Below are 23,699 nucleotides of genomic sequence, written 5' to 3'. Positions count from 1 at the left end.
CTGGGCACGGGGTGCCCCCCGGCTCCGGGCGGTAATCAGTAGGCAAGATAGCGTTAAAAGCTGTGGGAGCGCCATTCCTGGCGCGAATCAAGGGGACGGGCACCGAAGGCGCCGGTCCCCTTGTTCATTGGAGAGCTGCGCCCACTCTTTCGGGGAAACGTTAGCCCGGCTCCCCGGAATTCACGGAAGAACCAAAATAAAAAGCCCCCTTCGGATGCACCGGAGGGGGCTTTCGTTTCTGCCCGTCGTTACCTGGTTACTTCGTTTCCTTGATCTCGATGGCCGCGCTGGCGTGGAGGTCCTTCACCCACTGGGAGAAGCGCTCGTCCGATTTCTTCTTGTAGAGCAGGTCCTCGATGTCGGCCTTGACCTCTTCGAACGGTTTCCCCTGGCTCAAGCTCTTTTCCTCGAGCTTGATGATGTGCATCCCGGCGGGGCTCAGTACCAGGGCGCTCACCTCGCCCGGCTTGAGGTTGGCGACCGTCTCGGCGAGCTCGGGGAGCATGTCGCCACGCTTGAAGGTACCCAGGTCGCCGCCGTTTTTGGCCGCCGAGGGATCGTTGGAGTAGGTCATCGCCAACTGGGCGAAGTCCTTGCCGCTCTTGGCCTCGGCAAGCACCTTGGAGGCGATCCCTTCGACGCGGACCATCTCGGCCGCGCCGCCGCTCTTGTCGATCTTGAAGAAGATCTGGCGGGCGCGGAAGACCTCCTCCTGGCCGTAGTCCTTGCGGTGCGCCTCGTAGTAGTCGCGCACATCCTTCTCGCCCACCTGGATCTTGGAACGGACCTCCTGGCTCATCAGCCGCAGCCGCTCCATCTGCTCCTTGAGCTGCACCTTGTACTTGTCGAAGGTGAGCCCCTGGCGGGTGAGGGCAGCTTCGAGCTGCTCCTGGGTCAGGTTGTTCTGTTTTTTCACGTCCTCGACCGAGGCGCGCACCTCGTCGTCGGAAACCTTGATGTCCAGTTCCCGGATCTTCTGCTCGATGAGCTTCTTGTCCACCAGCCGGTCCAGGACCACCTTGCGGGAAAAGCCCATCTTCTCGGCCGCCGGCGCCTTGTCCAGATCCTTGAGGAGCTGCTGGTACTCCTTGTCCGCCTCGTGGGTGGTGATGATCTCGTCGTTGACGATCGCTGCGACGCCGCTTAAGACCTCGGCGCGGGCGAGCGCCGGGGAACAGGCCAGGACGAGGAGGGTGATGCCGGTGAGAATCTTTGCCATGTGGGTTTTCTCTTTCAGGTGATAAAGGAAACGGCCGGACCAAGGTCCGGCCGTCGCCCGTTCGTGTGCTGGAACCTTAAGGCTTGGTTACCGGCAGGGCCGCCGGCTCGGCTTTCCCCTCTTCGGGAGCCTTGCCCTTCAAGTTCTTCAAGGCATCCTCGTGGACGTTCAGCTTGGCCCCTTTCTTCAGGTCCTCCTTGAGCTTCTTGAAGACCTCCTGCTGCTTCTCGGGGAGAAGCGCCTGCTTGAGCTGGTCCTTCACCTCTTCGAAGCTGCGGACCCCGGCGCTACGCTTGCCGGTCAGCTTGATAATGTGGTAGCCGAACTTGGTCTGCACGATCCCGGAGGTCTCCCCTTCCTTGAGCGAGAAGGCGACCTTCTCGAAGTCCGGGAGCATGGAGCCTTTGCCGAACCAGCCGAGATCGCCACCTTTGGCGGCGGCGCCGTCGATGGAGTGCTTTTTGGCCAGGGTCGCGAAGTCAGCGCCGTTTTTCAGCTCCTTCTGGATCGCCTGCGCCTCCCCCTCGGTCTTCACGAGGATGTGGCTCGCGTGGATCTGGTCGCCGGTCTTGAACTTGTCCAGGTTCTTCTTGTAGTAGGCCTGGAGGTCGGCATCGCTGATGTTGGCCGACTCCTCGACTTTCTTCTTCAAAAACGCCTCGACGATCACCCGCTTCTTCAGGTCTTCCAGTTTCGCGGCGACCTGCGGGCTCTTGTCGACCCCGTCCTTGGACGCCTGCTGCAGGATCAGTTCGCGCACCACCATGGTGTCGAGCATTTCCTTCTTCCCTTCCGGCGTCTCGGTCATCGGCTTGAGATACGGGGGCAGGGTCTCGAGTTCCTTGTTGAATTCATTTTCGGTAATGGTGGTACCGTTCACTTCCGCCAGGACGGCTCCCCCCTTCTGGGATTCCGACTTGGCTTCTCCCCCCTGCTTTCCACAGCCGGACGCGCCGGTGACGCACAGCGCCAAAGCAAGTAACGACAAGGTTTTCTTAAGATGCACGGTAGCTCCTTTTAATCTTGGGTAAGTAAGTTCCAATCCGATAGACGCTAGCATAATCACCCCAGGCTTATCAAGAGATTTCTGGCCTCGGCGAGGACGCCGTCGCTGGAGCTGTCGCGCAGTCGGACGTAGAGCCGGAAGTCCGGCGTGAAGCGGTATTTCCCCTTCTCCTTGTGCAGAAGGGCCATGATGGCGTCGGGGGATACCGGGGTGCGTTCGTGGAAGGAGAGGACCAGCTCGCTGCCGGTCACCTCGATCTCCTTCACCAGGAGGTTTTTCAGCAGGACCCGGATCCGCATCACCTCCAAAAGGTAGGTGGCCGCGAGCGGCAGCGGGCCGAAACGGTCCACGAGCTCGGCCGCGATGTCGTCGATCTCCGCGGCGTCGTTGGGCTGGGTGAGTTTCTTGTAGATGATGAGGCGCTGGTTCGGGTCCTTGACGTACGCCTCGGGGATGAAGGCGGGGACCTTGAGCTTGATCTCCGGTTCCACCCGGTCCGGCATCCCCTCCCCTTTCATGGTGTGCACCGCCTCGTCCAAAAGCTCCATGTAGAGCTCGAAGCCCACCGCCGCGATGTCGCCGGACTGCTTGGCGCCCAGCAGGTCGCCGGCGCCGCGGATCTCCAGATCGTGGGTCGCGATCCTAAAGCCGGCGCCGAGATCGGAGATGTCCTGGATGATCTTGAGCCGCTCCCGGGCGTCCGGGGTGATCGCCCCCTCGCCGGGGATGAGGAGGTAGGCGTAGGCGCGCTGCTTGCTCCGGCCGACCCGGCCGCGCAGCTGGTAGAGCTGGGAGAGCCCGAAGGTGTCGGCGCGGTTCACGATGAGGGTGTTCGCCGAGGAGATGTCCAGGCCGCTTTCGATGATGGTGGTGCACAAAAGGAGGTTCGACTCCCCGTGCATGAAGGAGAGCATCACCTTCTCGAGCGCCTTTTCATCCATCTGCCCGTGTCCCACCGCGATGCGCGCCTCCGGGACGATCCGCTTCAGTTCGTCGGCCATGGCGCCGATGGACTGCACCCGGTTGTGCACGAAGAAGACCTGGCCGCCGCGCCGGATCTCGCGCAGGACCGCCTCGCGGATCAGCTCCTCGGAGAAGCGGGAGACGTAGGTCTTGATGGCGAGCCGGTCCACCGGCGGCGTGTCGATGATCGAGAGGTCCCGGATCCCCATCATCGACATGTACAGGGTGCGCGGGATCGGGGTGGCGGTCAGGGTGAGGATGTCCACCACGGCGCGGTACTGCTTGAGCTTTTCCTTGTGGGTCACGCCGAAACGCTGTTCCTCGTCGACGATGAGGAGCCCCAGATCCTTGAAGGTGATGTCCTTCTGGAGCAGCCGGTGGGTGCCGATGACGACGTCCACCGCGCCGGTCCTTACCCCTTCCAGGACCTGCTTCTGTTCCTCGCGGCTGCGGAAACGGGAGAGCATCTCGACCCGGATCGGGTACTCCTTGAACCGGGCGGAGAAACTCTCGGCGTGCTGCTGGGCGAGCACGGTGGTCGGCACCAGGACGGCGACCTGCTTGCCGTCCATGGCGGACTTGAAGGCGGCGCGCATGGCGACCTCGGTCTTGCCATAGCCGACGTCGCCGCAGACCAGGCGGTCCATGGGGCGCGCGCTCTCCATGTCGGTCAAGACGTCGTCGATCGCCTGCGCCTGGTCCGGGGTCTCCTCGAAGGCAAACGAGGCCTCGAACTCGCGGTAGGTCTCGTCGGGGGGGGAGAAGCGGTACCCCTCCTGCACCTCGCGGGCGGCGTGGATCTTCAAAAGCTCCGCGGCCATCTCCTGGACCTGGGCGCGTGCCTTCTGCTTCGCCTTCTCCCAGCCGGCGCCTCCGAGCCGGTCCAGGCGCGGTTCGGTCCCCTCGGTGCCGACGTAGCGCTGCACCAGGTTGATCCGGTCCACCGGAAGGTAGAGCTTGTCGCCGCCGGCGTACTCCAGAAGGAGGAAGTCCCCCTCCAGGCCGGTGAGCGAGAGGTGCTCCAGGCCGCGGTAGAGCGCGACCCCGAAATCGATGTGCACCATGTAGTCGCCGGGGCGCAGTTCGGCGAGCGACGTGAGGAGCTGCTTCTTGCGCGCCTCGGAGATGCCGCGCCGCTTGACCCGCTTGCCGAAGATCTCCTCCTCGGCGATGACCGCGATTCTTTCCTCGGCGAGCCGGAAGCCGCGCGAGATTCCGCCGATCAGAAGCTGCACCAGCCCCTCGCCGGCCAAAGCGTCGGGGAAGCGGGTTTCGGCGATCTCCAGGGGGAGGTCGTAGCCGTAGAGGAGATCAAAGAGGCGGCGCGCCTGGCCGGGCTGGTGGCAGGGGATGATAACCCGGTTCTTTGCGGCGAGCTCGGTCTTGAGCTTTTCGGCGAGCGGGGCGAGCGCCCGCTCCCCTTCGGCCCCGTGCTCGAGCTTCAGATCCTGGTTGCCGCGGCAGGAGAAGAGCACCCGCTCTCCCCCCTCGCCGGCAAGCTCCAGGCGCGGGAACAAGAGCCGCGCCCCTCCCTCCAGGGCGGTTTGGAACGCTTGCCGGGAAAGGTAAAGCTCCTTCGGGTCGCAGACGATGGCGTCGCGCAGTTCGGCGCGGCGCAGCCCGTCGGCGACGGCGGTCTCCAGGCGGGCCACCTCGTCTTCGATGGCGGCGGGATCGACCAGGACCCGGACCGCCCCCTTGGCGTGGTCGAAAACGCTTTCCAGATCGGGGTGAAACAGCGGTTGGAGGTATTCCACCCCCGGGGGGTAGATGGCGTGCTGCAGCTGGTCGAGGAGCTCGCGGCGCCGGTCGGCCGCTATGCCGAGGTCGTCGCAGCGCCGCTTCAGGCGCGGGGCGAAGGCCTTGAGCACCTCCTCGGAGAGGACCACCTCCCGGGAGGGGAGCAGCACCAGCTCGGAAAGGGGCTCCAGGGAGCGCTGGGTGAGCGGGTCGAAAAAGCGCATGCTTTCCACCTGGTCGCCGAAGAACTCGATGCGGACCGGGCGGGGGAGGTCGGGAGGGAAGATGTCGAGGATGCCGCCGCGCACCGAGAAGGAGCCGCGGTCTTCGACCAGCGGGGCGTGCAGGTAGCCCAACTTCACCAGCTTTTCTAAAAGCGACTCCCGCGCGACCTCCTCCCCGGTCACCAGGTAGTGGGAGACCTCGCCCAGGGTATGAACCGGGAGGACCCGCTGCAGCGCGGCCGCCACCGGCAGGACCAGGGCGCGCACCCTTCCTTCCAAAAGGGCGAAGAGGGCGTTCAGCCGCTCGCCGGTGAGATCCGGGTGGGGCGATCCCCCCTCGAAGGGGGCGACGTCCCAGGCGGGGAACGGGAGCACCGTCGCCGGGTCGTCCGCATAGAAACGGAGTTCTGCGGCCAATTCGTCGGCGGCGTCCTGGTCCGAGGTGATGACGAGCAGCGGCCGGGACCCCTCGCGCAACAGCTGCGACAGCAGATAGGCGGGGGCGCTCCCTTCGAGGGCGGGGGCGCTCACCAGCGCCTGTTCCCCGGTTAAAAGGGCGTGCAGTCGGTCCAACTGGGGGGAGTTCTTCTGGGTCATCTTCTCCGGGGGGTGATCGAGACAAGGTTTTTGTGCCAGGGAGTGAGGATAGCAAAACGGAGGCCGGTTCGTCCAGCATCGCCCGGGGAAAATCTTGTTTGCACGGAAAAAACTCATTTAAGTAAAAAGAAATCGTGCCGAATAGCTACGTCATGGAACTGATGTCCCAGCGCAAAAAGCAGATCAAAGGTGCAACCATGAACGACAACGACGCCATATACTCCGACGTCCTGAACTACTTCGCGGCGGAGTTCGATGCCCTTGAAGAAAGGCTCAAGACCGGCGCCCTGGACGACTACCGGGAGCGGGTCCTGGTGAGCCGCAAGATCGGGGAGGCGGTAAATCTCCTCTCCCCCTACGTCCGCAGCGATCCCCGGGCGCGGCACCTGGTGCGCAACGCGGAAGCGCTCAAAAAGGAGCTCCTGTCGGTCCGCGAGCTCATGGTAAAGCAGATGTTGCAGCAGAAGGAACAGCAGAGTCTGCTCCGCTCGATCATTGAAAGAAAGAAGCCGGGGGTCGGCGAAACTCTCTAGTTAAAGAAAACGCTTTACAAAGAGGAGCGTGCATAGTATATATCTGGCTTCCTGTGGAGAGATGTCCGAGTGGTTGAAGGAGCACGCCTGGAAAGCGTGTGTACGTTAATAGCGTACCGAGGGTTCGAATCCCTCTCTCTCCGCCATAATAAAATTACTCCTTGCGGATAGACCTGATAGCTGGGTCCCGCGCAACGGAAGGTTGTGAACCCCGTCAGGTCCGGAAGGAAGCAGCGGCAGCAACCGCCCCCGTGTGCCGCGGGGGTGCCCAGCTATCAGCTCTTTCCGCAACCCCCTTCCTTTCCCCTTCCGCTCCAACCGTTTCACGAGGTACGTCCCCTTGTCCTATCTTGTGCTGGCCCGAAAATGGCGCCCCCAGACCTTCAGCGACCTGGTAGGCCAGGAGCACGTGAGCCGGACCCTGAAAAACGCCATCGAGGGGGGGCGGGTCGCCCACGCATTCCTCTTTACCGGCGCCCGGGGGGTGGGGAAGACCAGTTCCGCGCGCATCCTCGCCAAGGCGTTGAACTGTGAAAGCGGCACCTCCACCGAGCCGTGCAACACCTGCTCCGCCTGCCTCGAAATCACCGAGGGGAACTCGGTCGACGTCTTCGAGATCGACGGCGCCTCCAACACGAGCGTCGACGACGTCCGTGAGCTGCGCGAGAACATCAAGTACCTCCCCTCCCGCTCCCGCTACAAGATCTTCATCATCGACGAAGTCCACATGCTCTCCACGAGCGCCTTCAACGCCCTGTTGAAGACCCTGGAAGAGCCCCCCCCCCACGTCAAGTTCATCTTTGCCACCACCGAACCGCACAAGGTCCCGATCACCATCCTCTCCCGCTGCCAGCGCTTCGACTTCAAGCGGATCGCGCTGACCCGGATCGTGGAGCGGCTGCGCTTCATCGTGGACCAGGAAGGGGTCGCGATCAGCGACGAGGCGCTCGCCCTGGTGGCCCGCAAGGGGGACGGGAGCATGCGCGACTCCCTCTCCACGCTGGACCAGGTGCTCGCCTTCTGCGGCAATACCGTGGAGGACGAGGTGGTCGCGAACCTGCTCGGGGTGGTGGACCGCCGGCTCCTCATCGAGGCGTGCCGCGCCGTTTTGGGCAACGAGCCCCGGGGAGCCCTGGAGGTCGTGGCGCGGGTCGATTCCTTCGGCTACAGCATGCGGCAGTTCTGCCAGGAGCTGATCGACCAGTTTAGAAACCTCGCCATCCTGACCGCACTGCGCGGCGACGGGGAGCTTTTGGAGCTTTCCGAGGGTGAGCTGGAGGAGCTTTCCGGGCTGGCCCAGGGAAAAGATCTCGACGAGCTGCAGCGCCACCTGGCGGTCCTCTTGAAGGCCGAGGGGGAGATGGCGCACGCGAGCTTTCCGCGGCTGATCCTGGAGCTGGCCCTTTTGCGCATGGCGCAGCTTCGCCCCGCGGTTCCGGTTCAGGAGATCCTGGCCCGGCTGCAGGCGCTGGAGGGGGGTGCCCTTCCCGCCGCACCCGCCGGGGGACGTTCCGTACCCCGTCCCGCCGCCCCGCCGCGTCCGGCGGCACCGGCCTACGCATCCCAAGCTCCCGCCGCACCGGCGGCTGCACCGGCAGCTCCCCATGAGGGGGACCGGCACCTGCGGAGCCAGTCCCCGCCAGCGGGCCAGTCGGCTGCCCTTTCAGCAGGGAGCGCGGTCGAGGGTCTGGAAGGCGAGGCCCTCTGGGCGAGCCTGGTCCGCTTCGTCAAGGTGAAAAAGCCGCTGTCGGCCTCCCTGCTGGAGCAGGTCCGTCCCCTCAGCATCTCCCGCAAGCACCTGGAGATCGGCGGGGCCGCGGGGAGCTTCGAGTTGAAAACACTGTTGGACCTGGACAAGCAGCGGGAACTCAAGGCGCTTGCCTTGGAACACTTCGGGGTTGAGCCGACCCTCAAGATCGTCGCCCTGGACGATGACGCAACCGACGCGCCCCAGAGCCTCTCGGAAAAAAAAAGCCTTGAGGACGCCGAGCGGAAGCGGGTCCTGATGGCCGAAGCCGAGGCCCATCCTTTGGTGGCCGCGGCTTTGGAGCTTTTCGACGGCGAGATCGCCGAGGTGGAGGAGCTCCCCCAGGAGCTCCCCCAGGAAGGGCCGCAGGAAGGATAGAACTGTTTATTATTTCCGCCTTTCCCTTATGCAACGGCCAGGGCTGATCCTCGCGCCCCCTCTGCTTCCAGGAGAGGGACAGGATGAGGATGGGGCTTCCCTGGGCTGTGTAAGAGGCAAATTCCCCCCCAGCCCCCCTTCGCAAAGGGAGGCGATCACGTTTGCTCACTGATACCGTTCGGTAGCATATTAAATAAATACATACAGGGGAGCCGGTTCGGCCGCGCTTCCCAGCGGAGGAAACGATGTCCAAAGGTTTGGCGCAGATCATGAAGCAGGCGCAGATGATGCAGCAGAAAATGGGGAAACTGCAGGAAGAGGCGGCGGAGAAAACCGCCGAGGTAACCACCGGCGGCGGCGCTGTAACGGTGGTTGTCAACGGCAAGAACCAGATCCTCTCCCTCACCATCAAGAAGGAAGCGGTGGACCCGGAAGACGTGGAAATGCTGCAGGATCTGGTGATGACCGCGGTGAACGAGGCGCTCAAGAAGGTCCATGCGGCGATGGCCGAGGAAATGAGCAAGATCACCGGCGGACTGAGCATTCCCGGCCTTTTCTAATCAAACGCCGGTAAGTCTCCGCGGCGGGCTTCCGGCGGCGGGCTACTCTGCATTTACAGAGGTGCCCGCCCCGGTTGACCCGCCTAAATTTTTTTGACCTAAATTGGTATTTAAAAACTTGTTTTATCGGCTGAAGGAATATGCTACAGTTCTCGAACTCTTTGACCAGGCTCCTTGGCGAGCTCAAAAAACTCCCCGGCGTAGGTGAAAAAAGCGCACTTCGGCTTGCCTTCCATTTGCTGAAATCCCCCGGGAACATCGAAGCCCTGGCCGAGAGCCTCAAGCAGGTTGCGGCCAAAGTCGGCTTCTGTTCGGTCTGCTTCGCAATCACCGAGGAAGATCCCTGCTGGATCTGTTCCGGCGACCGGGACGGCTCCACCCTGTGTGTCGTGGAGGAGCCCCAGGACCTTTTGGCCCTGGAGCGGAGCCGCGCCTTCAAAGGGCGCTACCACGTGCTGCAGGGGACGCTCTCCCCGTTAAACGGCGTTACCCCCGCCGATCTGCGCATCGCGGAGCTTTTGGAGCGTCTCACCGCGGAAGGGGTAAAGGAGGTGCTGATCGCCACCAACTTTACCGTCGAGGGAGAGGCCACGGCCCTCTACCTGACGAAGCTCATCAAGCCTCTGAACATCCGGGTCACCCGGCTGGCGCACGGGATTCCGATCGGCAGCGACCTGGAGTACGTGGACGCGGCCACGGTCCAGCGGGCCGTCGAAGGGCGTTCGGAGCTGTAGAGGCGCGAGTGAGACACCGTTTAATTTGAGCAGCATGCATATCAGGTCGTTTCAGGCTTCATATATCCGCTAATCCAAAACAGGAGGAAATGAATGTCCCGCAGAATGGTAACCATTGACGGCAACACTGCCGCAGCCCACGTGGCGCACGCGACCAACGAGGTCATCGCCATCTATCCGATCACCCCGTCTTCGGTCATGGGTGAGATCTCCGACGAGAAGAGCGCCCGCGGTCAGAAGAACATCTGGGGCACCGTCCCGACTGTCGTCGAGCTGCAGTCCGAAGGGGGCGCCTCCGGCGCGGTCCACGGCGCGCTCCAGGGCGGCGCACTGACCACCACCTTCACCGCGAGCCAGGGTCTGCTCCTGATGATCCCGAACATGTTCAAGATCGCCGGCGAGCTCACCTCGACCGTCTTCCACATCTCGGCCCGCGCCATCTCGGCGGCCGCGTTGAACATCTTCGGTGACCACTCCGACGTTCTTTCCGCCCGTTCCACCGGGTGGGCGATGCTCTGCTCCAACAACGTCCAGGAGGTCATGGACTTTGCGCTGATCGCCCAGGCGGCGACGCTGCGCGCCCGGGTCCCCTTCATGCACTACTTCGACGGCTTCCGGACCTCGCACGAGGTGCAGAAGGTCGAGGAACTCACCTTCGACGACATGAAGGCGATGGTCAACGACGAGCTGGTCGCCGCCCACCGCACCCGCGCCCTTTCCCCGGACAACCCGGTCATGCGCGGTACCGCCCAGAACCCGGACGTCTACTTCCAGGGGCGCGAGACGGTCAACCCGTACTACCCGGCCTGCCTCAAGATCGTCCAGGAGGAGATGGACCGCTTCGCCAAGGTCGTCGGCCGCCAGTACCGCGTCGCCGAGTACGTCGGTGCCCCCGACGCCGAGCGCGTCGTCGTGGTGATGGGGAGCGCCGCGGACTGCTTCCAGGAGACCGTCGCCAACCTCACCAACAAAGGTGAGAAGGTCGGGGTCCTGAAGATCCGCCTGTTCCGTCCGTTCCCGGTCGACGCGATCGCTGCCGTGCTGCCGGCGAGCGTCAAGAAGATCGCCGTTTTGGACCGCACCAAGGAGCCGGGCTCCCTGGGCGAGCCGCTCTACCTCGACATCCGCACCGCGATCGGCGAGGCGATGGCCGAAGGTAAAACCGCGTTCAAGAGCTACCCGGTCATCGTCGGCGGCCGCTACGGACTGGGCTCCAAGGAGCTCACCCCGGGCATGGCCAAGGGGGTCCTGGACAACCTCAAGCTCGACACCCCGAAGAACCACTTCGTCATCGGGATCGAGGAGGACGTCACCGACTGCTCGCTTCCCTACGATGCGAACTTCTCCAACGAGAGCGCCGGCACCTACTCGGCGATGTTCTTCGGCCTGGGCTCCGACGGCACCGTCGGCGCCAACAAGAACTCCATCAAGATCATCGGCGAGCTGACCGACAACAACGCCCAGGCGTACTTCGTGTACGACTCCAAGAAGGCCGGTTCGGTCACCACCTCGCACCTGCGCTTCGGCAAGAACGAGATCCGCTCCCCGTACCTGATCGACCAGGCCGACTTCGTCGCCTGCCACAACTTCTCCTTCCTCGAGAAGTACGACATGCTCGCCAAGGCCAAGCAGGGGGCGACCTTCCTCCTCTGCTCCCCGTTCGACAAGGAGCAGGTCTGGGACAACATGCCGGTCGAGGTGCAGAAAGAGATCATCGAGAAAAAGCTCAAGTTCTACGTGATCGACGCCATCGCGCTTGCCGAGAAGCTCGGCCTGGGCGCCCGCATCAACGTCATCATGCAGACCGCCTTCTTCAAGATCTCCGGGATCATTCCGCTGGCGACCGCGCTCGACGCGATCAAGGACGCGATCAAGAAGAGCTACGGCAAGTCCGGCGAGAAGGTCGTCGAGATGAACAACAAGGCGGTGGACGCCGCCCTGGAGAACATCTTCGAGGTCAAGGTCCCCGCCGCCGCGACCAGCAAGCTGGTAAAGCCGCCGGTCGTCGGCGCCCACGCCCCGGCCTTCGTCAAGGACGTCACCTCCATGATGATCGCCGGCAACGGCGACAACCTCCCGGTCTCCAAGATGCCGGCTGACGGCACCTTCCCGACCGGCACCTCGCAGTACGAGAAGCGCAACATCGCGGTCGACATCCCGGTCTGGGACGAGAAGCTCTGCATCCAGTGCGGCATCTGCTCCTTCGTCTGCCCGCACGCCACCATCCGGATGAAGATCTACGATCCGGCCGCCCTCAAAGGCGCCCCGGCGACCTTCAAGTCCACCGACGCCCGCGGCAACGAGTTCAAGGGGCTCAAGTGCTCCCTCCAGGTTGCTCCGGAAGACTGCACCGGCTGCGGCGCCTGCGTCTACAACTGCCCGGCCAAGTCCAAGGAAGACCCGAACAAGAAGGCGATCAACATGCAGTTCCAGGCGCCGCTGCGCGCCCAGGAAGCCGCCAACTACGACTTCTTCCTGTCGCTGCCGGAGACCGATCCTTCCCTGATCAAGCTGGACACCCTGAAAGGGAGCCAGCTGGTCCGTCCGCTCTTCGAGTACTCCGGTGCCTGCGCCGGCTGCGGCGAGACCCCGTATCTGAAGCTCCTCTCCCAGCTCTTCGGCGACCGCGCCCTCATCGCCAACGCGACCGGCTGCTCCTCGATCTACGGCGGCAACCTGCCGACCACCCCGTGGGCGAAGAACGCCGACGGCCGCGGCCCGGCCTGGTCCAACTCCCTGTTCGAGGACAACGCCGAGTTCGGCTTCGGCATGCGCCTGGCGGTGGACAAGCACAACCAGTTCGCCCTCGAGCTCCTCGACCGGCTGGCCGGCTGCGGCTGCTCCTGCAACTGCGACGACAAGCTCAAAGGGCTCATCGAGGCGATCAAGGGTGCCGACCAGTCCACCCAGGCCGGCATCGAGGCGCAGCGCGCCCGCGTCGCCGAGCTGAAGCAGGCGATCGCCGGCCGCACCGACGAGGCCGCCAAGCAGCTCCAGACCCTGGCCGATTACCTGGTCAAGAAGTCGGTCTGGATCGTCGGCGGCGACGGCTGGGCCTATGACATCGGCTACGGCGGCCTGGACCACGTCATCGCCTCCGGCAAGAACGTGAACCTCCTGGTCCTCGACACCGAGGTCTACTCCAACACCGGCGGCCAGGCCTCCAAATCCACCCCGATGGGTGCGGTGGCCCAGTTCGCCGCGGGCGGCAAGCCGCAGGCCAAGAAGGACCTGGCGATGATCGCCATGGCCTACGGCAACGTCTACGTCGCCAAGGTCGCCCTCTCCAACCCGGCCCAGTGCGTCAAGGCGTTCATGGAAGCGGAAGCCTTCGACGGCCCGTCGCTGATCCTCGCCTACAGCCACTGCATCGCCCACGGCATCAACATGACCACCGCCGTCGACGAGCAGAAGAAGGCGGTTGCCTGCGGTCACTGGCCGCTGGTCCGCTACAACCCGGATCTTTCCGAGCAGGGCAAAAACCCGCTCCAGCTCGACTCCAAGGATCCGTCGATCTCCCTGGAGGAGTTCTGCTACGGCGAGAACCGCTTCCGCGTGCTCAAGAAGAACAACCCTGATGCGGCCGCGGCCCTCATGGAGCGCGCCACCATCCTCACCGCACGCCGCTTCGACCTCTACAAGAAGATGGCCGACCTCAAGTACGGCGAGGAGTAATTAGCTTGACACCTCCCCGGCCACTTGCTTATCATCAAGCAGTGGCCGGGGTTTTTCGACCTCAAGGCACGTAACAGTAAACAGGAAGAAGCATCAAGGAGAACGCAGTAATGGCAAAAGGTGTAGTGAAGTGGTTTAACGACAGCAAAGGTTTCGGGTTCATTGAGCAGGATAACGGCGAGGATGTCTTCGTGCATTTCTCCGCGATCCAGGGCGACGGGTTCAAGTCCTTGGCGGAAGGCGATCAGGTTACCTTCGAAGTCCAGAAGGGACCGAAAGGTCTGCAGGCTGCCAACGTGGTCAAAATCTAAGTTGTCCGAGCGCGCGAGCGATCCGAGATGACCTAAACCAGAAGCCCCGGGGAGAAATTTCCGGGGCTTTTTTGCAATTACGATCTCCGATTGCGGAAGGAGGGAGAGGATGAGCAGTTCTCAACCCGCGGCCGCCCGCCCGGAACGCACCAAGCTGATCTTCGCCCCGATCCGGCTGATGGCAATCCTCATCCTGAGCGTCTTCGCCATCGAGATGGCGGTGATGATCGCCCTGTCCCGCATGCCGCAGCTGTCCGTCGTCGCGGCGAACTTTATCGACGCCACCTCCCTGGTCACCATCCTCTTTCCCATCCTCTACTTTTCGGTCCAGAAACCGCTGCTGCAGCTTCTCGAAGACTACCGGGGCAAGGAGCGGGAGCTCCTCGGTCACCGGGAAGCCCTGGAAGAGAAGGTCGCCCGGCGCACCGAGGAACTCACCGCTGCGGTCGCCCGGCTGGAACAGGAGGCTGCCGAGCGGCGCAAGGCGGAGGAGGCCCTCTCGGAGAGCGAGGACTGCTTCCGGAGGATCTTCGAGCAAAACGACGACGGGATCATCCTCTTCTCCCAGAGCGACGGCGCCATTCGGGACGTCAACCCTGCGGCCGAAATCATCTTCGACTGCGATCGCGATACCTGCCGCGCCCGGGGGGTGACCCGGTTCTGCAGCCGCGATGGCGGCAACACCCTGCAGGAAACCCTTGACGAGCTGCGGGACCACGGCGGCGACCTGCAGATCCCGCGGCTGACCCTGGCGCTGCCGGACGGGACCGAGCGCCTGCTCTCCTTCCGGGGCAAGGTCGTGCAGTTGCGCGGGGAGAAGATCCTCTACACCACCTTCCACGACATCACCCGCCGGGTCCGCCTCGAGGAGGAAGCCCAGCAGATGCAGGGACGCCTGATCCACGCGAACCGCATGACCTCGCTGGGGATGCTGGTCAGCTCGGTGGCGCACGAGGTGAACAACCCGAGCAACTACATCATGCTCAACGCGCGCCTGCTCAAGGGGGCGTGGGACGACATCGCGCCGCTGCTCGAGGAGCGCTACCGGGAAACCGGCGACTTCCCGGTGGGACAGAGTTCCTACGGTGAGATGAGGGGCATCCTCCCCGAGCTTTTCGACGGCATCCTGGACGGGGCGCAGCGGATCAGCAGCATCGTGGAGAACCTCAAGCGCTTTGGCCGCGACGACCGGACCGGGAGCGAAGTCCCGGTGGACGTGAACGAGGTGGTCTCCCTGGCCTGCGCCATCCTCAACCACTACGTGGCCCGCTACACGCGGAACTTCCGCATCGAGCCGGGTGAGGGGCTGCCGCGGGTCAGAGGGAACCGGCTGCAGTTGGAGCAGGTGGTGATGAACCTGATCGCCAATGCGGCGCAGGCCCTCTCCGGGCCGCAGGGCCAGATCCGGGTTACCACTTCGTGTGATCCGGGCAGCGGCCAGGTTTTGATCCAGGTCGCCGATACCGGATGCGGTATCTCCCCCGAAGTGGCGCAGCGGATCATGGAGCCGTTCTTCACCACCAGGCTCGACCAGGGGGGGACCGGGCTCGGTCTTGCCATCAGCGCGAACATCGTAAAAGACGCCGGGGGAACCCTCGACTTTCAGAGCGTTCCGGGGGAAGGGACCGTCTTCACCCTCCGCCTGGCGCCGGTCCCGGAAACCGCCCATCCCAACGCATGAGGTGAACTGTGATAATTGCCGACCCCGGACGGGTACTCATCGTCGACGATGAGCCGCAGATCCTCAAATCGTATACCGCGACCCTGAAGCTCAGCGGGGTGAAACAGGTGGTCGCCGAGTCGGACAGCCGCCGTACCCTGGAACACCTGGCCGGCGGCGCCGTGGACGTCGTGATCCTGGACCTTTTCATGCCCCAGCCCAACGGCATGGAGCTTCTCCCCGAGCTCAGGGAGCGCTTTCCGCAGGTCCCCGTGGTGGTCGTGACGGCGGCCTACGAGCCGGAGCGGGTGGTCGAATGTATGAAACTGGGAGCCTTCGATTACCTGGTGAAGCCGGTGGAGAACGAGCGGCTCCTGACCGTGCTCAGGCAGGCCTTCGAGTGGAAGGCGATGATGGCCCAGGTCCACGACCTGCGCGATCACCTGGTTCAGGACCGCCTGGACCATCCGGAGGCGTTTAGCGACCTGGTCACCCGCAGCCGTAAGATGCGCTCGCTGTTCCAGTATCTCGAGGTCCTGGCCCGCTCCCCGCAGCCGGTCCTGATCACCGGGGAATCGGGGACCGGGAAAGAGCTGGTGGCCCGGGCCCTGCACCGCCTGGTCGGCTCGCCGGGAGAGCTCGTGGCGATCAACGTGGCCGGACTGGACGATGCCATGTTTTCCGACGCCCTCTTCGGCCACAAGCGCTCCGCCTTCACCGGTGCGGACCAGCCGCGCGAGGGACTGATCGCCCGGGCGGCGGGAGGGCTCTTATTCCTGGACGAAATCGGGGACCTGGGGGAGCTATCCCAGGTAAAGCTTTTGCGCCTGCTCCAGGAATCGGAATACTACCCGATCGGGGCGGACACCCCGCGTCGCAGCGAGGCCCGCATCGTCTGCGCCACCAACCGCGATTTGAAAAAGCTGGTGGCCGCCGGCAAGTTTCGAAACGACCTCTACTACCGTCTCAACGTGCACCACGTGGCGCTCCCCCCGCTTCGGGAGCGCAAGGAGGACATACCGCTTCTTTTGGAGCACTTCATCGCCCGGACCGCCGAGGGGCTCGGCACCCCTCCCCCCAGCTATCCGCAAGAGCTCCTGGAGCTGCTCGCGACCTACCATTTCCCGGGCAATATACGGGAACTGCAGGGTATGGTGTCGGACGCGGTGGCGCGCTGCCAGGGGAGGATGATCTCACAGGCGCCCTTTCGCGCCGGGATGACGACCGGGCACCCGCCTGCCGTTTTGGCGACGGTCCCGGCCGGCAACGACGCGGCCGCCCAGCGACTCGTCGAGGAGATCTGGGGGCACTTCCCGACCCTGCGGGAGGCGGAGGACCTTTTGGTGCGGCTGGCGCTGAAGACGGCCAACGGCAACCAGGGAACCGCCGCCACCATGCTCGGGCTCAAGCGCCAGACTTTCAACGTCCGCCTGAAGGTGAAAAAGAGCAAGGGAAGCAAGATCCCTTAATCGGTGGCGAGCTACGGGAAAAGAAGCGGTGAGGGTGAGATCGTGGTTATGCCGGCCGGCTCGGGTCCCGGTACGGTGATCTTCCAGCGCCTCCTGCAGGCCCTTCCATCAATCTCAAGAAGCCAGCTTCTGATGTAATGACGAGGGCAACCTCTGGGCCACCGCGATCAGCAGTTCGCGGAGCAGTATCGGCTTGGCGATGACGTAGTTGATGCCGTCCTTGCCGAGCATGCTGTTCAGTTCGGGCTCGCTTCGTGCCGTCACCATGATGATCTCTCCGGCAAAGCCCAACCTTCTGATCTCGCGGGCCATCTGGATGCCGTTCATCCGCGGCATATCCAGGTCGGTCAGGATCAGGTCGGGGTGGTGACGGCGGAAAAGCTCCAGGCCCTCCGCACCGTTTTTCGCACTGACGACAGTCAGGGCGGGGAAGCTGTGGGCCAGCGCGGTGACTACGGACTGCCGGGTGATCTCGTTGTCTTCGACCCAAAGCAGGCATCCTTCCACGGGCAAACGTTCCATTCTCTTTCTCCTATCGACCGCGGCAAAGCACTACGCCGTCTGCTGTGCCGCAGGTGTCGATGCCCGAACGATTGCGGTCGGGCTCACCTTTGGCCGCCGCCGGCCTCGGGACCGCGGTATTTAGAGTAGTTACAGGAAAAATGCCAGCTGCGTGGCCTTTGGCAAAATGCCTGTGAAATCATGATGTTGACTGGATGGGGGGCTCCGCCTATGATCGGCAGGGTTGAAAGAAAAATCAGCCACGGGGGTGGGGGAAAACGGGGAATGCAGCGTCACGGCAGGGGGAAATGGGGAGGGGGTAAAGAAGCTACCAGCAAAAATCTTGGCAGCGGGTCCGGAACGTCCGAGGGACTCAGCTGATCCCTTCGGACGCCGGAAAAGAAGGTATGGGCGGGGGGGCTGGCGTTACTCCAGACACTTTCCGACCGAGCCACTGCGGCATACGGTCCGGTCCACCCAGATGGCGCCGTCGAGTTTGGTGCCGTCCAGGACGGTGCCGTGAATGCGGGCCATGTGCAGCGAGGCGCTGCGCAGGTTCGCCTGGCTGAGATCGGCGAGCTCGAAGTCGCACTCGGAGAGGTCGGCGCGCTCCAGGTTTGCCTGCCGCATCTTGGCCCTGCTGAAGTTGGCCTGGCGCAGGTCCATGCCGACGAGGTTGAGGCCGGTCAGGTCGGCTCCGGAAAAGTCGCGGGTGGTCGCCATGATCTCGCGGACCCGGGCCTGGCTCATCCGCCCTTGGGCGGACGCCGGCTGGCCCGCCGACTTCTTCCGCATCTTCCGGCCTTTGGCTCCTTTTCCCTTCTTGCGCAGCGCGCTTTTCTTGTAGGACGCCTTTACCCTCTTTTTCGCCGCCGGCTGGCTCTTGGTTTCCTTGGCGGCAGCCTCCGGATGGGCGAGCGCGTGGAGCTTGTGGTCGGTCTCCTTGAGCGCCTGGGCCTCCTGGGCATTGGACGGCTCGGGAGCCGGCTGGTCCTGTGCCTGGAGGGATACGGGGAGCACCAGGGTCACGGCAAGCATAAGGACGGAGATACGGCGGAACATTGATTTACCTCGCTGAAGAAATTGACGGGGTCGCCGGATGCGACTCAACCAACGTATCGGCAGATAGGGGGAAAACTGAAAGCAAATAGCACGGGGGGGATGGTGATTCCCTCCCGGGCCATCCCGGGGGCCGTTCCCCTGCCGCGTACCGGCGCGCAGTTGTGACCTTCGGGAGCCGTAACGTCTTGAATGACGCGGGCTTCGGGAAACCTCGTCAATTTCATGAGGATATGTGTTATATTAGGAGGCTGGCCGCGACGGCCCAGAAGAATACAGTAGTGGGAGCACGATGGCAACGGACAAAATAATCATCAAGGGTGCTTGCGAGCACAATCTCAAATGCATCGACGTCGAGATTCCCCGGGACCAGCTGGTAGTGATCACCGGGATCTCCGGGTCGGGCAAATCGACGCTCGCCTTCGACACGATCTATGCAGAAGGGCAGCGGCGCTACGTCGAATCGCTTTCCGCCTACGCCCGCCAGTTCCTGGAGCAGATGGAAAAGCCGGACGTCGAGTCGATCGAGGGGCTTTCCCCGGCGATCTCCATCGAGCAGAAGACGACCAGCAAAAATCCCCGTTCCACGGTGGGGACGGTGACCGAGATCTACGACTACCTCCGTCTCCTTTTCGCCCGGATCGGCAAGCCGCACTGCTACAACTGCGGGCGCCTGATCACCTCGCAGACCGTGTCCCAGATGGTGGACCAGATCCTGGCCCTCCCGGAGGGGAGCAAGCTCACCCTGCTCTCCCCCATGGTGCGCGGCCGCAAGGGTGAATACCGCAAGGAGCTGATGCAGCTGCGCAAGGACGGCTTCGTCCGCGTGGTGGTCGACGGCGAGACCCGCGATCTGGCCGAGGAGATCGTGCTGGACAAGAAGAAAAAGCACGACATCGACATCGTGGTGGACCGGCTGGTGGTGAAACCCGGCATCGAGAAGCGCCTGGCGGACTCGCTGGAGACGGCACTCTCCCATGCCGAGGGGATCGTGAAGGTCCAGCTGCATGCCGAGAACGGGAAGGGGGAGACCCTGCTCTTCTCGGAATCCTCGGCCTGCATCGAGTGCGGCATCTCCTATCCGGAAATGACCCCGCGCATGTTCTCCTTCAACAACCCGTACGGCGCCTGCCCGGACTGCACCGGCCTGGGGACGCGCATGTACCTCGATCCGGAGCTGGTCGTTCCGGACCCGGAGCTATCCCTTCGCGAGGGAGCCATCGCCCCTTGGGAGAAGCGCTTTTCCGGGTGGTACCAGCAGACCCTCGAAGCCTTGGCGCGGGCCTACAAGTTTGATGTCACCACGCCGTTCAAGAAGCTGAGCGCGAAGGCCAAGGAGATCATCCTCAACGGCTCCCAAGGACAGTCGGTCGAGTTCTGGTGGGAGGACGAGGGGGGAAAACGGCATTACTACCAGAAGGCGTTCGAAGGGGTACTGAACAACCTGGAGCGGCGCCACCGCGAGAGCGAGTCGGAGATGGTCCGCGAGGAGCTGGAGCGCTACATGACGGTGATGCCGTGCCCGACCTGCAACGGCGCCCGGCTGAAGAAGGAGGCGCTCTTCGTCCTGGTCGGGGGGCAGAACATCCAGCAGGTCACCGCCCTTTCCATCAAGGATTCCCTGACCTTCTTCAACACGCTGGCGCTGAGCGAGAAGGAAGAGGACATCGCCCGGCGCATCCTGAAGGAGATCCGGGAACGGCTCAACTTCCTGGTCAACGTCGGGCTCGACTACCTCTCCCTGGATCGTTCCTCAGGCACCCTTTCCGGCGGGGAAGGGCAGCGGATCCGGCTCGCTACCCAGATCGGGTCGTCGCTGGTGGGGGTCCTCTACATCCTGGACGAGCCTTCCATCGGCCTGCACCAGCGGGACAACACCCGCCTTTTGCAGACCCTGCGCCACCTGCGCGACATCGGCAACACCGTGCTCGTGGTCGAGCACGACGAGGAGACCATCGCCGAGGCGGACTGGGTGATCGACATGGGGCCGGGGGCCGGGGTGCACGGCGGCGAGGTCGTCGCCCAGGGGACGCCGGCGCAGATCATGGAGAACCCGCATTCGCTCACCGGGCGCTACCTGAGCGGCAAGCTCGTCATCCCGGTGCCGAAAACGCGGCGGACCGGGGACCGCTTCCTCCGGATCGAGGGGGCGACCGAGAACAACCTGAAAAACGTGAGCGTCGACATCCCGCTCGGCGTGATGACCTGCATCACCGGGGTTTCCGGCTCCGGGAAATCGACCCTGATCCTGGACACCCTCTACATGGTGCTGCACCAGCGCCTGTTCAAGAGCCGGGAAAAGGCCGGCGCGGTGCGGGCAATCCACGGCCTCGAGGTGCTGGACAAGGTCATCAACATCGACCAGTCGCCGATCGGGCGGACCCCGCGCTCCAACCCGGCGACCTACACCGGACTCTTCACCGAGATCCGGGAGATCTTCGCCCAGCTCCCGGAGTCCCGCATGCGCGGCTACAAGCCGGGGCGCTATTCCTTCAACGTGAAGGGGGGGCGCTGCGAGGCCTGCTCGGGGGACGGGATCATCAAGATTGAGATGCACTTTCTGCCGGACGTCTACGTCCAGTGCGAGGTATGCAAGGGGGCACGGTACAACCGGGAGACCCTGGAGGTACGTTACAAGGGGCGGTCGATCGCGGAGATCCTGGACATGACCGTTTCCCAAGCCCTCACCTTCCTGGAGCACATCCCGAAGATCAAGTCCAAGCTGAAAACCCTGGAGGAGGTCGGCCTGGGATACATCAAGCTCGGGCAGTCGGCAACCACCCTCTCCGGGGGCGAGGCGCAGCGCGTGAAGCTTGCCAAGGAGCTCTCGCGCCGGGCGACCGGCCGGACCATCTACATCCTCGATGAGCCGACCACCGGCCTGCATTTCGCCGACATCGCGAAGCTCCTGGAGGTCCTCCAGAAACTGGTCGACGCCGGCAACAGCATCGTCGTCATCGAACACAACCTGGATGTGATCAAGACCGCCGACTGGATCATCGATCTCGGCCCGGAAGGGGGCGACCGCGGCGGCGAGATCATCGCCACCGGGACCCCGGAGCAGGTGGCGCAGGTGCCGCGCTCCTACACCGGGCACTTCCTGAAAAAGCTGCTCTCTTAACGCCGGCTCCGATCGGATCGATCGGTCGGATTCGGCTGATCGATCCGGCGAGCGGGCCCCTCCCGGGCGAGTGAGGAGACCATGGAAAAGGAAAAATGCGGCTGCGGCGTCGGGCACGAGACCAGTGGGTGCGGCTCCTGTGCCGATAACATCTTCCGTTACTGGTGCGAAACCTGCGGACGGGCGGTCGCCGAGAAAAGGTGCCCGTTTTGCGGGCTGAAGGCCCGGAGCAGACGCCCTGACGACAGGAAATGATCCCGCCGAGCCGGGGACGGAAAGATATTGGTCGATAATCTGGCGCTATCGGTGTGACGGGCATATAAATACGGGAAATGGCAGCTATAATTTATTAGAAATAATTGAAAATTATAGTCAGTACCGGATCCCGCCATGCGAAGCACTTCGAAGATATTGACCCTTTCGTTCGCGTTTCTTTTTTGCGTCACCGGCTGCACCACCCTCCTTCCCAGCGGAAAAGCGGTAGTAGAGTCTCCGTGGCAGACCTACGCGGAGGTCAAAGATGCCTTCGACAAGATCGAAATCGGCAAGACCACCGTTGACGATCTGAGCAGTCTCGGCTTCAACATCAAGAACTCCCCCAACATAAAACTTTTGAGCTATCTCGACGTAGCCGCGACGGTGCAATCGATCCCCATTCAGGAGCTGGATCCCGGGTTGCAGGCGTGCCTCAGAGCACGCTCCGATTGCCGTGCCTACGTATTCGAGCCGAACCGGGTGAACACTCAAAGAAACGGCAATTTCTGGCTCGATATCATGAGCTTTCGGCGCAAGACTCAGGAGACGGGCTGGAGATTCAAGGCGCTCATCGTTTTCGTCAACAGCCACGTAGCCTACAAGCTCTCCAGCGGTGAACCGCAGATCAACACCCTCCACGACCAGAAAAATCCGCTCGGACCGCTCCAGGAGCCGGCGCAGCTCTTCTACAAGATCGTCCCCTAGCTCCCCCCTCCCCGCCTCTGCGCAACCCTCCCTGGTTTCAACCCCCTGGACTGCCTTGCGCTAGAGTTCATCTCCCTTTCCTTTCTCGTTACGAACATCTCCAGCCGTTCCCCAACCACCCCGGCCATCCGTTCTCGCAGAGCCCGGCAGCAAAGGATTGCCACCCCGAACCTCCTCCTTGGTTCGCAGGACGATTGATGATATGCTGGTCGCCTCGACAAGACAGGAGCTTTTGACATGGCCGATTCACAGCACCCGTTCCAGATACTCACACCGAACTTCATCATGGACGCGGTAGAGAGCCAGGGCTTTCGCTGCGACTGCCGCACCCTTGCACTCAACAGCTACGAAAACCGCGTCTACCAGGTAGGAATCGAGGAGGGGAACCCGCTGATCGCGAAGTTCTATCGCCCGGAACGGTGGAGCGAGGAACAGATCCGCGAAGAACATGAGTTGTGCCTGGAGCTTGCGGAACGGGAACTCCCGGTGGTGGCGCCTTGGCGCAATCCGGCTGGTGAGACGCTTTTCGGATATGAGGGCCTTCTTTTTGCCCTTTACCCGAGGCAGGGGGGACACGCCCCGGAATTTGACAACCTGGACAACCTGCTGATCTTGGGGAGGATGCTGGGGCGGATGCACAGCGTCGGAGCATTGGCTCCCTTCCGCCATCGTCCGGTGCTCGATACGGAGACTTTCGGGACGGAGAGCGTGGCGCTGATCGCGGAATCATTCATTCCCGCGGAATATCGGGAGAGCTATCTTGCGGTGACCGAACAGCTGCTGAGTGGGATCGAGGCCGCCTTTGCCGAGGTTTCCACGGTGCGCCGCCTGCGGGTGCACGGCGACTGTCATGCCGGAAACATCCTGTGGCGCGACGGCGCCCCGCATTTCGTCGACTTTGATGACGCACGGACGGCCCCGGCGGTGCAGGACCTGTGGATGATGCTGTCGGGAGACCGGCAGCGGCAGACCCAGCAACTGGACAGCCTGATCGAAGGGTACCGGGAGTTCAACGATTTCGACCCGCGCGAGCTGCGCCTGGTCGAGCCGCTGCGCGCCCTGCGCATGCTGCATTACAACGCCTGGCTCGCCCGCCGGTGGGAAGATCCTTCCTTTCCCCTGGCCTTCCCCTGGTTCAACACCCTGCGCTACTGGGGCGAACACATCCTGCAACTGCGCGAGCAGGTGGCCGCCCTGTCCGAAGAACCGCTGCAGCTGCTGTAACGGCGGCGCTGAGGAGTT

General features: G+C 63.4%; 17 protein-coding genes, 1 tRNA gene and 1 other RNA gene. 14 read left to right on the top strand and 5 right to left on the bottom strand.

Annotated elements, in window-relative coordinates; translation table 11 throughout:
- Positions 1-256: 256 nt before the first annotated feature.
- From JFN93_RS13180 to mfd, 3 genes are read right to left on the bottom strand one after another with little or no spacing between them, the layout of a single operon-like run.
- Positions 257-1,237 carry a peptidylprolyl isomerase gene (locus JFN93_RS13180; protein WP_268898822.1) on the bottom strand — a complete coding sequence of 327 codons (981 nt, stop codon included), beginning with the start codon at positions 1,235-1,237 and terminating at the stop codon, positions 257-259.
- A gap of 58 nt (positions 1,238-1,295) precedes the next feature.
- Positions 1,296-2,225: a peptidylprolyl isomerase gene (locus JFN93_RS13175; RefSeq protein ID WP_328753932.1), complete on the bottom strand. Its 930-nt coding sequence runs from the start codon at positions 2,223-2,225 to the stop codon at positions 1,296-1,298.
- Between the two features lie 56 nt (positions 2,226-2,281).
- Positions 2,282-5,749, bottom strand: coding sequence for a transcription-repair coupling factor (mfd, locus tag JFN93_RS13170; protein WP_199384555.1), 3,468 nt, complete (start codon positions 5,747-5,749; stop codon positions 2,282-2,284).
- 134 nt (positions 5,750-5,883) lie between these two features.
- Here mfd and JFN93_RS13165 point away from each other — a divergent pair, with 134 nt between their 5' ends.
- From JFN93_RS13165 to JFN93_RS13120, 10 genes are all read left to right on the top strand, one after another.
- Positions 5,884-6,282 carry a hypothetical protein gene (locus tag JFN93_RS13165; protein WP_328753929.1) on the top strand — a complete coding sequence of 133 codons (399 nt, stop codon included), beginning with the start codon at positions 5,884-5,886 and terminating at the stop codon, positions 6,280-6,282.
- Between the two features lie 55 nt (positions 6,283-6,337).
- Positions 6,338-6,428, top strand: a tRNA-Ser gene (locus tag JFN93_RS13160).
- A 32-nt stretch (positions 6,429-6,460) separates the two neighbouring features.
- An RNA gene (ffs, locus tag JFN93_RS13155) (signal recognition particle sRNA small type) lies at positions 6,461-6,559 on the top strand.
- 63 nt (positions 6,560-6,622) lie between these two features.
- Positions 6,623-8,407 (top strand): DNA polymerase III subunit gamma/tau, encoded by a 1,785-nt coding sequence (dnaX, locus tag JFN93_RS13150; protein WP_199384554.1) that lies wholly within the window; start codon positions 6,623-6,625, stop codon positions 8,405-8,407.
- 245 nt (positions 8,408-8,652) lie between these two features.
- The gene (locus JFN93_RS13145) at positions 8,653-8,967 is read left to right on the top strand and encodes a YbaB/EbfC family nucleoid-associated protein (protein WP_199384553.1); all 315 of its coding nucleotides are present in this window, start codon (positions 8,653-8,655) and stop codon (positions 8,965-8,967) included.
- Between the two features lie 140 nt (positions 8,968-9,107).
- On the top strand, positions 9,108-9,701 hold the full coding sequence (gene recR / locus JFN93_RS13140; RefSeq protein WP_199384552.1) for a recombination mediator RecR: 594 nt from the start codon (positions 9,108-9,110) through the stop codon (positions 9,699-9,701).
- Positions 9,702-9,794: 93 nt separating this feature from the next.
- Positions 9,795-13,376: a pyruvate:ferredoxin (flavodoxin) oxidoreductase gene (gene nifJ, locus JFN93_RS13135; RefSeq protein WP_199384551.1), complete on the top strand. Its 3,582-nt coding sequence runs from the start codon at positions 9,795-9,797 to the stop codon at positions 13,374-13,376.
- A gap of 110 nt (positions 13,377-13,486) precedes the next feature.
- Positions 13,487-13,687, top strand: coding sequence for a cold-shock protein (locus tag JFN93_RS13130; protein WP_199384550.1), 201 nt, complete (start codon positions 13,487-13,489; stop codon positions 13,685-13,687).
- 109 nt (positions 13,688-13,796) lie between these two features.
- Positions 13,797-15,368, top strand: coding sequence for an ATP-binding protein (locus tag JFN93_RS13125; protein WP_199384549.1), 1,572 nt, complete (start codon positions 13,797-13,799; stop codon positions 15,366-15,368).
- Positions 15,369-15,376: 8 nt separating this feature from the next.
- Positions 15,377-16,816: a sigma-54-dependent transcriptional regulator gene (locus JFN93_RS13120; protein WP_199384548.1), complete on the top strand. Its 1,440-nt coding sequence runs from the start codon at positions 15,377-15,379 to the stop codon at positions 16,814-16,816.
- Positions 16,817-16,930: 114 nt separating this feature from the next.
- On the opposite strand, the gene JFN93_RS13115 is transcribed toward JFN93_RS13120, so the two are convergent.
- On the bottom strand, positions 16,931-17,338 hold the full coding sequence (locus JFN93_RS13115; protein ID WP_199384547.1) for a response regulator: 408 nt from the start codon (positions 17,336-17,338) through the stop codon (positions 16,931-16,933).
- Positions 17,339-17,743: 405 nt separating this feature from the next.
- Positions 17,744-18,379 carry a pentapeptide repeat-containing protein gene (locus tag JFN93_RS13110; RefSeq protein WP_199384546.1) on the bottom strand — a complete coding sequence of 212 codons (636 nt, stop codon included), beginning with the start codon at positions 18,377-18,379 and terminating at the stop codon, positions 17,744-17,746.
- A 289-nt stretch (positions 18,380-18,668) separates the two neighbouring features.
- Here JFN93_RS13110 and uvrA point away from each other — a divergent pair, with 289 nt between their 5' ends.
- The 4 genes from uvrA (at position 18,669) to JFN93_RS13090 (ending at position 23,681) form a co-directional block, all read left to right on the top strand.
- Positions 18,669-21,497, top strand: coding sequence for an excinuclease ABC subunit UvrA (gene uvrA / locus JFN93_RS13105; RefSeq protein WP_199384545.1), 2,829 nt, complete (start codon positions 18,669-18,671; stop codon positions 21,495-21,497).
- An 81-nt stretch (positions 21,498-21,578) separates the two neighbouring features.
- The gene (locus JFN93_RS13100) at positions 21,579-21,752 is read left to right on the top strand and encodes a hypothetical protein (RefSeq protein WP_199384544.1); all 174 of its coding nucleotides are present in this window, start codon (positions 21,579-21,581) and stop codon (positions 21,750-21,752) included.
- A gap of 135 nt (positions 21,753-21,887) precedes the next feature.
- Positions 21,888-22,457 carry a hypothetical protein gene (locus JFN93_RS13095; RefSeq protein ID WP_199384543.1) on the top strand — a complete coding sequence of 190 codons (570 nt, stop codon included), beginning with the start codon at positions 21,888-21,890 and terminating at the stop codon, positions 22,455-22,457.
- 237 nt (positions 22,458-22,694) lie between these two features.
- The gene (locus tag JFN93_RS13090) at positions 22,695-23,681 is read left to right on the top strand and encodes a serine/threonine protein kinase (protein WP_199384542.1); all 987 of its coding nucleotides are present in this window, start codon (positions 22,695-22,697) and stop codon (positions 23,679-23,681) included.
- The last annotated feature ends 18 nt before the right edge of the window (positions 23,682-23,699 follow it).

Origin of the sequence: Geomesophilobacter sediminis, assembly GCF_016458275.1 — a bacterium.
In the GTDB taxonomy this organism is placed as follows: domain Bacteria; phylum Desulfobacterota; class Desulfuromonadia; order Geobacterales; family Geobacteraceae; genus Geomesophilobacter; species Geomesophilobacter sediminis.
Note: the sequence above shows the minus strand (reverse complement) of the source record. Positions and strands in the feature narration are given on the sequence as shown.

Bases quoted from the DNA above. Each gene is read 5' to 3' on its own strand.
- mfd (WP_199384555.1), bottom strand. From the start codon at position 5,749: ATGACCCAGAAGAACTCCCCCCAGTTGGACCGACTGCACGCCCTTTTA.
- JFN93_RS13145 (WP_199384553.1), top strand. From the start codon at position 8,653: ATGTCCAAAGGTTTGGCGCAGATCATGAAGCAGGCGCAGATGATGCAG.
- recR (WP_199384552.1), top strand. From the start codon at position 9,108: ATGCTACAGTTCTCGAACTCTTTGACCAGGCTCCTTGGCGAGCTCAAA.
- nifJ (WP_199384551.1), top strand. From the start codon at position 9,795: ATGTCCCGCAGAATGGTAACCATTGACGGCAACACTGCCGCAGCCCAC.
- JFN93_RS13130 (WP_199384550.1), top strand. From the start codon at position 13,487: ATGGCAAAAGGTGTAGTGAAGTGGTTTAACGACAGCAAAGGTTTCGGG.
- JFN93_RS13125 (WP_199384549.1), top strand. From the start codon at position 13,797: ATGAGCAGTTCTCAACCCGCGGCCGCCCGCCCGGAACGCACCAAGCTG.
- JFN93_RS13115 (WP_199384547.1), bottom strand. From the start codon at position 17,338: ATGGAACGTTTGCCCGTGGAAGGATGCCTGCTTTGGGTCGAAGACAAC.
- JFN93_RS13110 (WP_199384546.1), bottom strand. From the start codon at position 18,379: ATGTTCCGCCGTATCTCCGTCCTTATGCTTGCCGTGACCCTGGTGCTC.
- uvrA (WP_199384545.1), top strand. From the start codon at position 18,669: ATGGCAACGGACAAAATAATCATCAAGGGTGCTTGCGAGCACAATCTC.
- JFN93_RS13100 (WP_199384544.1), top strand. From the start codon at position 21,579: ATGGAAAAGGAAAAATGCGGCTGCGGCGTCGGGCACGAGACCAGTGGG.
- JFN93_RS13095 (WP_199384543.1), top strand. From the start codon at position 21,888: ATGCGAAGCACTTCGAAGATATTGACCCTTTCGTTCGCGTTTCTTTTT.
- JFN93_RS13090 (WP_199384542.1), top strand. From the start codon at position 22,695: ATGGCCGATTCACAGCACCCGTTCCAGATACTCACACCGAACTTCATC.